Here is a 12,863-nt window from a genome sequence, read left to right as displayed (position 1 = left end):
CTGAAAGGGTTGAAGGTTACAGTTTTCCGTACGCTTTAAGGTAATCCACGCGGGCAACGATCACGTTGAAGAGCGCGGTGAAATAGTTGTTCTGCGCCACGAGCAGGGCGGATTCGGCGTTCAGCAGTTCCACGCTGGAGCCTACGCCTTCCCTGTATTTGATCATCGTGGTTTCGAAGACTTCTTTGGCCAGTTGCATATTTTCTTCCTCATTATCGAGGGTGGAAATATTGTTGCGAAGGCTGGTGGCGGAATTGGCCTGTTGCAGATCGATGGAGCCGCGGAGCTTTTCGAGGTCCATTTCGTTCTTTTTCACGGCGATCAGGGCCTGATCAACTTTACGGAGGCGCTGGAAGCCGGTAAAAATGGGCACTTTCAGGTTGAGGCCGTAGGAAACGTAGCCATACCAGCTTTGGGACGAGAAGTAATCGAACTTGCCGCTGGCGCGGGAAGCGCCGCCCTGTCCGAAAAGGTACAGCGAAGGCCATGCGGAAAGCCGGTAACGCTTCAGGTTATATTCGTTGGCCTGGCGCTGGGTTTCGAGGAGCTGGTACTCGATCCGGTCCTGATAGGTAAAATTCGTTTGTTCCTGGATGTCGGCCTTGAGCGCGTTGTTCCCCAGCGTATCGGTGAGGGCAAGCGGTTGTTTGATGGGCATGCCGATCTGGAATTTCAGGGCGGCGATGCCTACTTCCCGGATTTCGCGGAGGCGGGTCTGTTGCGATTCGAGGTTGTTGACCTGTACTACGAGCCTGTCCACATCCAGTTTTTCCACCAGGCCTTCCTTATATATCTCGCGCGTTTCGGCGAGGATATTGCGGAGGCGCACCTGGTTGGAGTCGAGGATGGTGAGGGCCTTATCCGCCGCTACCACGTTGAAATAAGCCTTGTAAACGGCTGCTTTCACTTCCACTTCGGAATACTGCACGCCCTTACGGGCGAGCTGTTCCAGGGTTTTGCGCGCCTGCAGGGCAACGAGCACGCTGGGGTCGAAGAGGGTCTGGTTCACGTCTACCTGGCCCAATACGTTGTAGGCCAGTCCGAACGCGATGGGCACCGTGGTGCCTTTGGGCGCGTTGGGGTCGAAGTTGCTGATGTCGACCAATTGTTTCTGAATGACCGGGTTGTGCTGGAACAGCCCCGTGCCGCTTACCTGCGGCAGGGCGAGGCCGCTCACTTCGCGGTTAACGGCGAGCTGGTTGAGCTCGTCCAGCTTTGCATTACGTACGTCGTACTGATGGGAGAGCGCATAAGATATGGCGTCCTGCACCGAGAACCGCAGCGTTTCCGGCGTAATTGCCGGCTGCTGTTGCGCCTGGGCGCAGGTGAAGGCATGCAACATCGTGCCCGCCAGGGCAACGAGTTTCCATTTAAAGTGCATAGATCATTGATTTATTACTGGTTATCTTTCTTTCTGTACTGATCGATCAACTGATAGCCTTTGAGGGAGGCCACGCCATACAGGAAATGTTCCAGCAGCACGCGCTGCACCTTCGTCATATCGTACCCGTTCATCGGGAACAGTTCCGGCTGGAAACAGAAAAGGGAAGATGCCGCGCGGAAGGCGCTGAGAATGTCCAGGTCCAGGTCGGGCCGGTACAATCCCTCTTCGATCCCTCTTTCCAGGTTTTCCCGGATCGTCCGCACCATGAACACGTTCTTATGCTGCTCAAATAACTGGAACGCCTTGGAATGGAATTTCTGCAGGTCCATCATCACTACCGGGTTCATGTTCCGGAATTTCTCTTCCAGCATCTTGATGACCCCGAACAGCTCCCCGACCGCATCAGCACTATTGTTCCGGCTCGCGATGCACTGCTCCTCGATCAGGGCGAGGTGGCGGCTCATGACGTTGAGTACCAGGTCGCTCTTGTCTGCGAAGTGGGCATACAGCGTTTTTTTGGAAATGCCCATGCGGTTGGCGATATCGTCCATGGTGATGGAACGCGTGCCGTATTGCCGGAACATGTTGAACGCCGTGTCCAGGATCCGTTCTTGAACTTCTTCCATTGGTTTTCGATAAAAAGGGGCGAAATTGATTACACGGACAAAACTATGGAAACTATTTAAACTGCCAAAGTTTCCATCAAACAATTTCCCTATAATATGACGAACGGGGTTCATCAAAGGATTTAGCGGGTTTATGAGGGGCTGGAAGCGGGTTTTATGCCGTAACTTCGCCCTTTCAAACCAAGCACATGTCTCCAAAGTTGAAATTCCGGGTATTGCTGTCGCGTTTACTGCGCTATTTTTTCCAGGGGCTGCTGATCCTTGCGCCGATCGGGATCACGGCGTTCATGTTGTATTGGGGTTTCATGACCATCGATAACCTGTTGCCGCGCGACCTGATCCCGGAAGACCATCCGATGAATTTCCTCAAATACAAGGGGGTTGGATTTGCTATCGTATTGATCGTCATCGTTTTCGTGGGATATTTAAGTTCATCGTTCATCATCGGGCGGCTGATCGACATGTTCGATCATATCCTGGAGCGGACGCCTTTTATTAAATATATCTATTCGTCCGTGAAGGACGTTTTCGACGCGTTTGTGGGTGAAAAGAAGAAGTTCGACCATCCGGTGCTGGTGAATGTGTATGGGGAAGATGTGTGGGAGATGGGCTTCATCACGCAGGAAGATGTGCGGGCGCTGGGCCTCGAGGGGTATATGGCGGTGTACGTGCCGCATGCCTATGCGATCACCGGCAAGGTGTTCATGGTCCGGAAGGAGAAGGTGCGGCCGTTGACGAATGTTTCGGCGGGCGAGGCGATGAAATTCGCGGTTTCGGGGGTGTTACGCATATCGCGGAGCTGCCGTCTGCCCCGGTGACCAACCCCGAAAAGCCCGAATCCCGCTAATTCGGAGAAATTCTCTTCCCAAACTGATATCCGTATCGTTAATTCAAGTTCTTTATAATCTGGAGCGGTCTACATTGCCGGAAAATATCCGATGATGTACGCCAAAGTTTTATGTTCGGTCTTCCTTGCGGGGATGGGTTGCCTGCTGCCGGAGGGTGCGCGGGGCTGGGGGTTCTTCGGGCATGAGCGGATCAACCGGCTGGCGGTGTTTTCGTTGCCGCCGCAGCTGCTCGTCTTTTTCAAGCCCCATCTTTCCTATCTCGTGAAACACGCCACCACGCCCGATAAGCGGCGCTACCTCGTGGCGGATGAGGGCCCCAGGCATTACATCGACATCGACCGGTACGGCGAGCCTCCATTCCCTGCATTGCCCCGCGGCTGGCGGGAGGCGGTAGCGCGGTACGGGGCGGATTCGCTGGCCCGGCATGGTGTGCTGCCCTGGCACCTGGAGCGGATGCAATACCGGCTTACCGAAGCGTTCCGGCAGGGGAACGGGTTGCAGGTGCTGCGCACGGCCGCGGAACTGGGGCATTATATCGGGGACGCCTATGTGCCGCTGCACGCCAGCTCCAACCACAACGGGCAAAAGTCCGGCCAGCACGGCATTCACGGGCTGTGGGAGTCGCGCATTCCCGAGCTGTTCGCCGATGCGCGGTTCGATTACTGGACAGGCGCGGCGGTGTTCATCCCGGACTGCAGGTCTTTCTTCTGGAAAGCGGTGCTGGAAAGTGCGGAGGCTTCGTGGCAGGTGCTGTCGATAGAAAAGCAACTGGCGCGGGAGTTCCCGGCAGACAGGCGGTACGCCTGGGAGCTGCGGAACGGCAAGCTGGTGCGGCAGTACAGTACGGCATATGCAACTGCGTACCAGGAACGTTTGGGAGATATGGTGGAGCGCAGGATGCGGGGGGCCATCGCGGCGGTGGCAGCGTGCTGGTACACGGCCTGGGCCGATGCGGGACAGCCGCCACTGGCGCACCTGGCGGCGCTCACGTTCCCGGAGCTCGAAGTGATGGAAGACCGGCGGGTGGATAGTATAGCCGCCGCCGGGAGTATCATTGGCCGGGAACATTGATGCATCCGCCGGAAGCGCGCCATCAATACTCCCGATCCCGTTACCGCGCGCAACATGCAAGGCAGACCAGGCAGCAAGGCGCATCAGCAGGCGTAGAAACGCCAGGGGGCCAATGCCGCCATGATTTGCCGGCAGCCCCTGCAGGCATAGGTGTTGGGCATTCAGCGCCACGCCGCCGCAGCTTCGCTGCCGCCCGAAAACCGCTCCAGCCGGAAGGTCGGATCAATGTAGGATTAAATAAAATATTTAAGAGTCCTTAATACGTTTTCTGAAAAGAAAGATTATCTTTGGTTCTCCATCTGATATTTTTAACCTACTCCTACACTGACCAATCTTCCGGTTGATTTACCGTGATTTTTTACCTTTTCCTTCGAAAAACCATTTAAAGTGGAACAAGAAAACGTATACAATTTAGACCGCAACATGAAGGTGCACAACTTTAATGCAGGTCCTTCTGTATTGCCCAACGAGGTGCTGTACAAAGCCAGCAAGGCGCTGATCGATTTTGAGGGATCAGGTATGTCCATCCTGGAGATCGGGCACAGAACGGAACCTTTTATGGCAGTAATGGAAGAGGCCCGCAACCTTACCCGCGAGCTCATGGGGCTCGACGACGATTTCGAAGTGCTTTTCCTCCAGGGCGGGGCCACCATGCAGTTTATGCAGGTGCCCATGAACCTGTTGGACAGCGGCGAAACCGCCTCCTATATCGATACCGGCGTATGGTCCAACAAGGCCATCAAGGAAGCGAAACTTTTCGGTTATGTAGACGTGGCCGCCAGCTCGAAAGAGGCGAACTACAATCATATTCCCAAACAATACACGGTAGCTCCCCAGTCCAAATATCTCCATATCACCACCAACAACACCATTTACGGGACACAATGGCATTCCATTCCCGAAACGGAAGTTCCCATCGTGGCCGATATGAGCTCCGACATCCTGAGCCGCCAGATGGATTTCAACCGCTTTGCCCTCATCTACGCCGGCGTTCAGAAGAACATGGGCGCAGCCGGCGCAACCATGGTCGCCATCCGCAAAAGCATGCTGGGCAAGGTGAGCCGCCAGATACCCTCCATCCTCAATTACAAGAACCACATCGAAAACGGTTCGATGCTCAATACACCGCCCGTTTTCGCCGTATACATCTCCATGCTCACCCTCCGCTGGCTCAAAGGCCAGGGCGGCGTAGCAGCCATCGAGCAGATCAACGACAAGAAAGCCGCCCTCCTCTACGACGAAATCGATCATAACCCGCTGTTCCGCGGCAACGTCGTAAAAGAAGACCGCAGCAAAATGAACGTGACCTTCACGATCGACAAGCCCGAACTGGAAGAGGAATTCCTCAAATTCTGCAAGAAAGAAGATATCGTAGGCATCAAAGGGCACCGCCTGTCCGGTGGTTTCCGCGCCTCCCTGTACAACGCCCTCCCGCTCGAAAGCGTGGAAGTAATGGTAGAAGCCATGAAATTCTTCTCCATGAAGAAAGCATAACCCTTCCCATACCGAAGTATTGAAAATATTTAAATACGAAGGCCGCCGCGAATTACCGCGGCGGTCTTTTTTATTCCCGCCCTCCTTTTCTTACTTTTACCCCCTCTAACAGTAAACACACAATCCATGGCAATTATCAAACCGTTCCGTGCGCTGCGCCCGCAACCCGCGCTGGCCAAAGAAGTAGCCGCCAGGCCCTACGATGTGCTCAATTCCAAAGAAGCCGCCGAAGAAGCCGCCGGTAACCCGCATTCTTTCTATCACGTCAGCAAATCGGAAATCGATCTGCCCGAGGGAACGGACATCCATTCCGCCCCCGTGTATGCCAAAGCCGCCGAAAACCTGCAGAAAATGCAAGCCGAGGGCACCCTCTTCGCCGAAAACACCCCCGCCTACTACATCTACAAACTCGTCATGGACGGTCGCGCCCAGACAGGGCTCGTTTGCGCCTCCTCCATCGACGACTATAATAAAGGCATCATCAAAAAACACGAGTTCACCCGCCCGGAAAAGGAGCAGGACCGCATCAACCACATCACCGCCACCAAGGCCCAGAGCGGCAATGTGTTCCTCGCCTATAACGACGTGCCCGAGCTGAACGCCCTCATTTCCCACTGGCAGGAACATAACGCGCCGGTGTACGACTTCGTGGCCGAAGACGGCATCTCCCACACCATCTGGGTGGTGGCCGAGCCCGCCGCCGTGGAAGAGATCACCCATCGCTTCGCCACCCAGGTGCCCGCCACCTATATTGCAGACGGCCACCATCGCGCCGCTTCCGCCGCCCTCGTCCAGAAAGCCAGCGGCACAGCCGTAACGGCCGATGAGCCCATCAACTTCTTCCTCACCACCATCTTCCCCGCCAGCCAACTCGCCATTCTCGACTATAACCGCGTCGTGAAAGACCTGAACGGCCACAGCAAGGAAGATTTCATTTCCCGGCTGGAATACGATTTTATCGTGGAGCCCATCGGCCACCACGTGCAAAAACCCTCGATGCTGCATGAATTCTCCATGTACCTCGACCACACCTGGTACCGCCTCGTGGCCCGCGAAGGCACCTACACCACCGACCCCATCGGCGTGCTGGACGTGACCATCCTGCAGGATAATGTGCTCGACAAACATCTTGGTATCAAAGATCCCCGGACAGACAAGCGTATCGACTTCGTAGGCGGCATCCGCGGTCTCGGGGAACTGGTGAAACGGGTAGACAGCGGGGAAATGGCCGTGGCCTTTGCCCTGTACCCCGTTACCATCCAGCAATTGTTCGACATTGCCGACAGCGGGAACGTAATGCCCCCCAAATCCACCTGGTTCGAGCCCAAGCTGCGCGACGGGCTGCTGACCCATACGATCTGATATTTTTAGCAAAATCCGCCGTTGGCCCCGCTTTGAGCCGGGGTCAACGGTTTTTTCTTACATTTACAGAAAACGAAGAGAACAATGGAATGGCAAAAGGCTGCTAAAAAATGGACACTTGTGCTGACGGGCGTACTTTCCTTCCAATGGGCGCTTGCTCAGGATAATGCCGAGTTGCAACAGACCGCACGGAACTTCCTGCGGACGGGGGATTACGCGAACGCCATCCTGGTGCTCAACCAGGCGATCACCACGTCTCCGGACGACATCCAGCTGAAAAAAGACCTGGCTTTCGCCTATTATCTCCGGGGCGACTACCAGCGCGCCTACACCGTGGTTTCTCCCCTCGTTGACAAAAAAGACGCAGATATCCACCTTTTCCAGATCGCCGGTAACATTTACCAGGGCAAACAGGACTGGAAAGGTGCTGAAAAAGTATACCAGCGCGGGTTGCGCAAGTTCCCCCAAAGCGGCGAGCTTCATTGTGACTATGGCGACCTCCTGCAAAACATGAAGAATTTCGACGCCGCCCTCCGCTATTGGGTGAAAGGCATCGAGGTAGACCCCAACTTCCCGGGGAACTACTATCACGCCGCCCGCAGCTACATGTGGACCAAGGAACCCATCTGGGCCATCCTCTACGGCGAAACCTTCATCAATCTCGAAAGCTACACCACCCGCACCGCCGAAATCCGCGATGTGGTGCTGGAATGTTATAAAAAACTGTTCGACGATCCGGCTATCTTCAACAGCGTGCCCGGAGAATCGGCCAAAGGCAAAAAAGGCGAAGCCACCAACGCTTTCATGGATGCGTTCAAAGGCGTGATGGCCAAAAACGTGAGCGTGATCGCCACCGGCATCGAACCACAGTCGCTCATTATGCTGCGCACGCGCTTTTTGCTCGACTGGTATAAATTCTACGGCGTGAAATACCCGTATGCGCTCTTCGATTTCCAGCGGAAGCTGCTGCGCGACGGCATGTTCGAGTCTTATAATTACTGGCTGTTCGGCCCCGCCGCCAACCAGGCGGAGTACAAATCCTGGACGGCGCTGCACAAGTCGGATTACGACAATTTTACGGCCTGGCAACGCAACCACCCGCTGAAACTCCGGGACGACGAGTTTTACAACACCGGCAAGATCGCTACCATCAAGTAGCGCGCTCCGGTGCCGTCAGCAACCTTTGTGTACAACTCATATCTAAACCATAGCGCTATGCTGATCGCAAAACACCAAAACATCATCGACAATGCGGTAAAGGCCAACCACGAAAGAACCTTTTATTCGCAGTATCCCGAACACCCCAAGGCATACGGCGAAGCCGCTCCCACACAGGGAGAAACTGCCTACAAGAGCCTGCTGAACCAGCCCTTTTCCCGTTTGAAACAGAAGGTGGTGGAAAACTGGTATGGGGAGGAAGTATCTCCCTACACCCTGGAGCCCCTCGGCATTTCGTACCCCATCATTTCCACGGAAGAACTCGTTAAAGCCGGCAAAAGAGCCGGTGCACGCTGGGCCCAGCTGTCGGTCGCCGACCGCGCCGGCATCCTCACCGAAACCCTGGAAAAAATCCAGCACCATTTCTTCGAGATCGCACATGCCACCATGCACACCACCGGCCAGAGCTTCATGATGAGCTTCCAGGCCAGCGGGCCGCATGCGAACGACCGTGCCCTCGAAGCCATTGCCATGGGTTACCAGCAACTCCAGCATTTCCCCGGCGAGCAAACCTGGGAAAAACCCATGGGCAAGATCAGCGTGAAGCTCCAGAAAACCTTCCGCCCCGTGCCCAAAGGCCTGGGCCTGGTGATCGGGTGCTCCACTTTCCCCGTCTGGAACTCGCTCCCGGGCATTTATGCGGACCTCATCACCGGCAATCCCGTGATCGTGAAGCCCCACGCCAAAGCCGTGCTGCCCATCGCCATCGTGGTAGCCGCCATCCAACAGGTACTGGAAGAAAACGGGCAAGACCCGTACACCTGCCAGCTGGCCGCCGATTCCACCGGGCATCCCATCACCAAGGCGCTGTGCGAACATCCCGACGTTCACCTCATCGATTATACCGGCGGCAGTGCTTTCGGTAATTATGTGGAATCGCTCGTTTCGCAGGGGAAAACCGTTTTCACCGAAAAAGCCGGCGTCAATTCCGTGATCATCGACAGCGTGCAGGACATCGACGCCGTGATGCAGAACCTCGCTTTCTCCGTAAGTCTTTACAGTGGCCAGATGTGCACCGCACCGCAGAATTTCTTCATCCCCGAGACCGGCGTCAAAACGCCGAACGGCACGCTTTCGTTCGACGAAGTGGCGAAGAAATTTACCGATGCCATCACCGCCCTGGTGAATAATCCGAAAATGGGCGCCGGGACATTGGGCGCCGTCCAGAACGAAACCACCTTGCAGCGCGCGCGCGAAGCCGCCAAACTGGGCGGAAAAGTGTTGCTGGAAGGAGCGCCCGTCAACAGCGAAGAATTTGCCGGTGCGCGTACCTGGAGCCCTGTGGTAGTGGAAGTTTCGGCAGACGATTCCGCCATTTTCCAGCAGGAACTTTTCGGGCCGGTGGTACTGCTCGTCAAAACCAAAAATACCGACGACTCCATCCGCCTGGCCCGCCAGATGGCTTCCAGCCACGGCGCGATCACCTGCGGCGCTTATGCGACAGACGAGGCGGTGATGGACAAGATCGCCGACGCCATGAACAGCGTTTTCACCCCCGTTTCCTTCAACTTTACGGGATTCATCTGGGTGAACCAGCACGCCGCGTTCTCCGACTTCCACGTTACCGGCGGCAATCCCGCAGGCAACGCCAGCTTCACGACGCCCGAGTTCATCGACAAACGCTTCGTGTGGGTGGGGAACAGAACTTATGTATCCTAAAACAGCAAACATATGCGGATGACATCACGGATAATCCCCTTCCTGCTCCTCGGCGCCGCGGCCTGCCAGCAGGCACCGAAGGCCGACAAAGCCGCCGTTTCGGAGCCGCAGGCCGTTTCCACGCCAACAGACGGCCATACCCTGCGGCTGGACACCGCAGCCTGCACCCTCCTCTGGATCGGCACCAAGCCCACCGGGGAACATAGAGGCTCATTCCAGTTCCAGGACGGGGAAATATTCGTGAAAGACAGCACCGTCACCGGCGGCAATTTCACCATCAACATCGCCAGTCTCCGGAACCTGGACCTTAACACCCAGCCCGATATGAAACAGCAGTTGGAAGACGAGCTGAAAGGCGCCAATTTTTTCGATGCGGCGCAATTCCCGACAGCGAAGTTCGAAGTGACCGAAGTGACGCCTTACCATCCCGCCGCCAAAGACAATTCCGTGCTGCTGAAAGATGCCACCCATATGATCCGCGGCAATCTGACGATGAAAAACGCCACCAAAAACATCACCTTCCCCGCCAAGATCGTTTTCGAGAAAGGGAAAGTAAGGGCTGCGGCGAATTTCAACATCGACCGTACGCAATGGGGGATGACTTACCGGGCGGACAAATCGCTGCAGGATAAGTTGATCAACTCCGTCGTCAACATTCAATTCGAATTGATTACCCGTTGATAAAGAGGCCCGGTTTACGCCGGGCCTTTCTTTTACGGGGATTTTTCGGTAAATTGAATATGCACAAAGCTTTTGAACATGGACTATCAACAAAAACAGGATAAGCGCCTCTGGCGTATCGCGAAAGCCCGCGCCGCCTTCCGCGTGCATGGCACCGTGTACCTTTTCATCAACGGTTTTCTCTGGCTGATCTGGTTCCTTACCTCGCCCGATACGAACGGTACGCCCTGGCCGGCCTGGCCCATGGCCACCTGGGGGCTGCTCCTGGCATTCAACTATTATTTCGCGTTTGAAGTGGATCCCTTCCGCGATACCCTGCGCGAATACGAAAAATTGCAGCAGGAAAAGGAACTCCGCGGTCTTTGACCCAAAAATCCATCATGCACCACCCCAACCGCCTGTTTGATGTGCTCGCACATCAGCTGGAACATTTTCCCAAACCGGATATGCTGGCCGCCAAGGAAGAAGGCGCCTGGAAAACCTACGCCACGGCCGATGTAGCCACGCTCACCGCCCGCTTCGCCGCAGGGTTCCTGCAATTGGGCGTCGGCGGAAAGCCCCCGGCCCGGAAGACCAGCATAAAATCGCGATCATCAGCGCCAACAGGCCCGAATGGATCCTCACCGACCTGGCCTGCCAGCAGGCCGGCGCCGTGCTCGTTCCCATCTACCCCACCATCAGCGCCGCCGAGCTCGTTTTCATCCTCAACGATTCCGGCGCCAAGCTGCTGTTCGTGGACGATGCCGAGATGTACGACAAGGTGAAAATCCTCCGCGACCAAATCCCCCACATCACCGATATCTTCTCGTTCGACCGCATCCCCGGCGTCCGCCACTGGATGGACGTTCCCGCCGCCGCCACCCCGGAATCGGAAGCGCGCCTCCCGGAAGTCCGCAATGCTGTTTCGCCCGACACCCTGGCCACCATCATTTATACTTCCGGCACCACGGGAACGCCCAAGGGCGTGATGCTCACCCATGGCAACATCATGAGCAATGTGGAAGGCTGTTTGCCGATATTGCCGGTAGACGAGCATGCGCGGGCGCTCAGTTTCCTGCCGCTCAACCACATCTTCGAGCGGATGGTGACGTACGTGTATTTCACGGCCGGCGTATCCGTTTACTACGCCGAAAGCCTGGAAACCATTGCAGACAACCTCCGCGAGGTGCAACCGGGAATTTTCACCACGGTGCCACGGGTGCTGGAGAAGCTTTTCGAGAAGATCATGTCGAAAGGGCATGCGCTCACCGGTTTTCAGCGGACGATCTTTTTCTGGGCGCTCCGGGTGGGGCAACAGTTCGAGATCAATAAAAGGCAAACCCCGTGGTACAAGCTGGAATTGGCGTTGGCCAACCGGTTGGTGTTCCGCAAATGGCGGGAGGCGCTCGGCGGGAACATCCGTTGTATCGTGACCGGCGCGGCCGCCTGCCAGATCAGGTTATTGAAACTCTTTACCGCCGCGGGGCTCCCGGTGCTGGAAGGGTATGGGCTCACGGAAACGTCGCCCGTGATCAGCGTAAACGGGAAATTGCCGAAAGACAGGATGTTCGGTACCGTTGGGCCCGTGATTTCCAACGTGGAAGTGAAACTGGCGGACGACGGGGAAATCCTCGTGAAGGGCCCCAGCGTCACCACCGGCTATTACAAAAGGCCCGATCTCACGGCGGAAGCGTTCCACGACGGGTGGTTCCATACCGGCGACATCGGGGTGATGCTGTTGCAGAAATTCCTGAAGATCACCGACCGCAAGAAGGAGTTGTTCAAGACTTCGGGCGGTAAATTCGTGGCCCCGCAGCCCATCGAGAACAAGTTCAGGGAATCGCCCTTTATTGAGCAGATCATGGTGGTGGGAGCGGACAGGAAGTTTACCGGCGCACTGATCGTCCCGAATTTCGAGAACCTCCGCGCCTGGACGAAAGGCCAGGGCCTGGAGTTCCCTTCGAACGAAGCTGCGCTGAAAGACCCGAAGGTGAAATCGATGTACCGGGATGCGGTCAACCGTTACAACCAGTATTTCAACCACATCGAGCAGATCAAGAAATTCGAGCTGATGCCCCGCGAATGGACGATCGACGGCGGCGAAATGACGCCCACCCTGAAACTGAAGCGCCGCGTCATCCAGGAAAAGTACCGCGATTCCATAGAACGCCTCTACGCCTGATTTTTTTAAGGAAATTTGCCAAAATCGTTTATTTTTGCCGTCCCGCTGCCCCGAGGCAGCCCTGGCCCGGTAGTTCAATGGATAGAATAGAAGTTTCCTAAACTTTAGATACAAGTTCGATTCTTGTCCGGGCTACAACCACAAAAAGTCAGCAATTAGCTGGCTTTTTTGCATTAAGACCTGCTCCCAAAAAGAATTCGGCGGACGTACAAATTAGGTCTACCTTTGAATAGCCGTTATCCTCCTGAAACCCCATCAGATATCCAACTATTCTTTTAATTGTTAAAACCAAGATCAATGAGACAGTCAAGATTTTCCCATTTGTTCGTTTTTGCAATTGTAATAGTTTTCATCACCGC

Annotated in this window: 11 protein-coding genes and 1 tRNA gene; 10 read left to right on the top strand and 2 right to left on the bottom strand. The window is 55.6% G+C overall.

Annotated elements, in window-relative coordinates; translation table 11 throughout:
• Positions 1 to 16 precede the first annotated feature (16 nt).
• Together WJU22_RS07380 and WJU22_RS07375 are read right to left on the bottom strand one after the other, a co-directional pair.
• Positions 17 to 1,381, bottom strand: a complete 1,365-nt coding sequence (locus WJU22_RS07380) for a TolC family protein (RefSeq protein ID WP_341842601.1) — start codon at positions 1,379 to 1,381, stop codon at positions 17 to 19.
• Positions 1,382 to 1,395: 14 nt separating this feature from the next.
• On the bottom strand, positions 1,396 to 2,010 hold the full coding sequence (locus tag WJU22_RS07375; RefSeq protein WP_341842600.1) for a TetR/AcrR family transcriptional regulator: 615 nt from the start codon (positions 2,008 to 2,010) through the stop codon (positions 1,396 to 1,398).
• Between the two features lie 188 nt (positions 2,011 to 2,198).
• Here WJU22_RS07375 and WJU22_RS07370 point away from each other — a divergent pair, with 188 nt between their 5' ends.
• The 10 genes from WJU22_RS07370 to WJU22_RS07325 all read left to right on the top strand — a co-directional run bounded on the left by WJU22_RS07370 (position 2,199) and on the right by WJU22_RS07325 (position 12,639).
• Positions 2,199 to 2,828 carry a DUF502 domain-containing protein gene (locus WJU22_RS07370; protein WP_341842599.1) on the top strand — a complete coding sequence of 210 codons (630 nt, stop codon included), beginning with the start codon at positions 2,199 to 2,201 and terminating at the stop codon, positions 2,826 to 2,828.
• A 120-nt stretch (positions 2,829 to 2,948) separates the two neighbouring features.
• On the top strand, positions 2,949 to 3,929 hold the full coding sequence (locus WJU22_RS07365; RefSeq protein WP_341842598.1) for a zinc dependent phospholipase C family protein: 981 nt from the start codon (positions 2,949 to 2,951) through the stop codon (positions 3,927 to 3,929).
• Positions 3,930 to 4,316: 387 nt separating this feature from the next.
• Positions 4,317 to 5,423: a 3-phosphoserine/phosphohydroxythreonine transaminase gene (serC, locus tag WJU22_RS07360; RefSeq protein ID WP_341842597.1), complete on the top strand. Its 1,107-nt coding sequence runs from the start codon at positions 4,317 to 4,319 to the stop codon at positions 5,421 to 5,423.
• Positions 5,424 to 5,549: 126 nt separating this feature from the next.
• Complete coding sequence (locus WJU22_RS07355; protein WP_341842596.1) at positions 5,550 to 6,785, top strand: DUF1015 domain-containing protein; 1,236 nt, start codon at positions 5,550 to 5,552, stop codon at positions 6,783 to 6,785.
• A gap of 84 nt (positions 6,786 to 6,869) precedes the next feature.
• Positions 6,870 to 7,943 (top strand): tetratricopeptide repeat protein, encoded by a 1,074-nt coding sequence (locus WJU22_RS07350; RefSeq protein ID WP_341842595.1) that lies wholly within the window; start codon positions 6,870 to 6,872, stop codon positions 7,941 to 7,943.
• A 57-nt stretch (positions 7,944 to 8,000) separates the two neighbouring features.
• The gene (gene paaN, locus WJU22_RS07345) at positions 8,001 to 9,662 is read left to right on the top strand and encodes a phenylacetic acid degradation protein PaaN (RefSeq protein WP_341842594.1); all 1,662 of its coding nucleotides are present in this window, start codon (positions 8,001 to 8,003) and stop codon (positions 9,660 to 9,662) included.
• A gap of 18 nt (positions 9,663 to 9,680) precedes the next feature.
• A complete protein-coding gene (locus WJU22_RS07340) occupies positions 9,681 to 10,343 on the top strand; it encodes a YceI family protein (protein ID WP_341842593.1) in 663 nt (220 codons plus the stop codon).
• Between the two features lie 78 nt (positions 10,344 to 10,421).
• Positions 10,422 to 10,709, top strand: a complete 288-nt coding sequence (locus WJU22_RS07335; RefSeq protein WP_341842592.1) for a 2TM domain-containing protein — start codon at positions 10,422 to 10,424, stop codon at positions 10,707 to 10,709.
• 106 nt (positions 10,710 to 10,815) lie between these two features.
• Complete coding sequence (locus WJU22_RS07330; protein ID WP_341843759.1) at positions 10,816 to 12,504, top strand: long-chain fatty acid--CoA ligase; 1,689 nt, start codon at positions 10,816 to 10,818, stop codon at positions 12,502 to 12,504.
• Between the two features lie 63 nt (positions 12,505 to 12,567).
• Positions 12,568 to 12,639: transfer RNA gene (locus tag WJU22_RS07325), tRNA-Arg, on the top strand.
• Positions 12,640 to 12,863 lie beyond the last annotated feature (224 nt).

It is taken from the genome of Chitinophaga caseinilytica, from assembly GCF_038396765.1.
Classification (GTDB): Bacteria; Bacteroidota; Bacteroidia; order Chitinophagales; family Chitinophagaceae; genus Chitinophaga; species Chitinophaga caseinilytica.
Note: the sequence above shows the minus strand (reverse complement) of the source record. Positions and strands in the feature narration are given on the sequence as shown.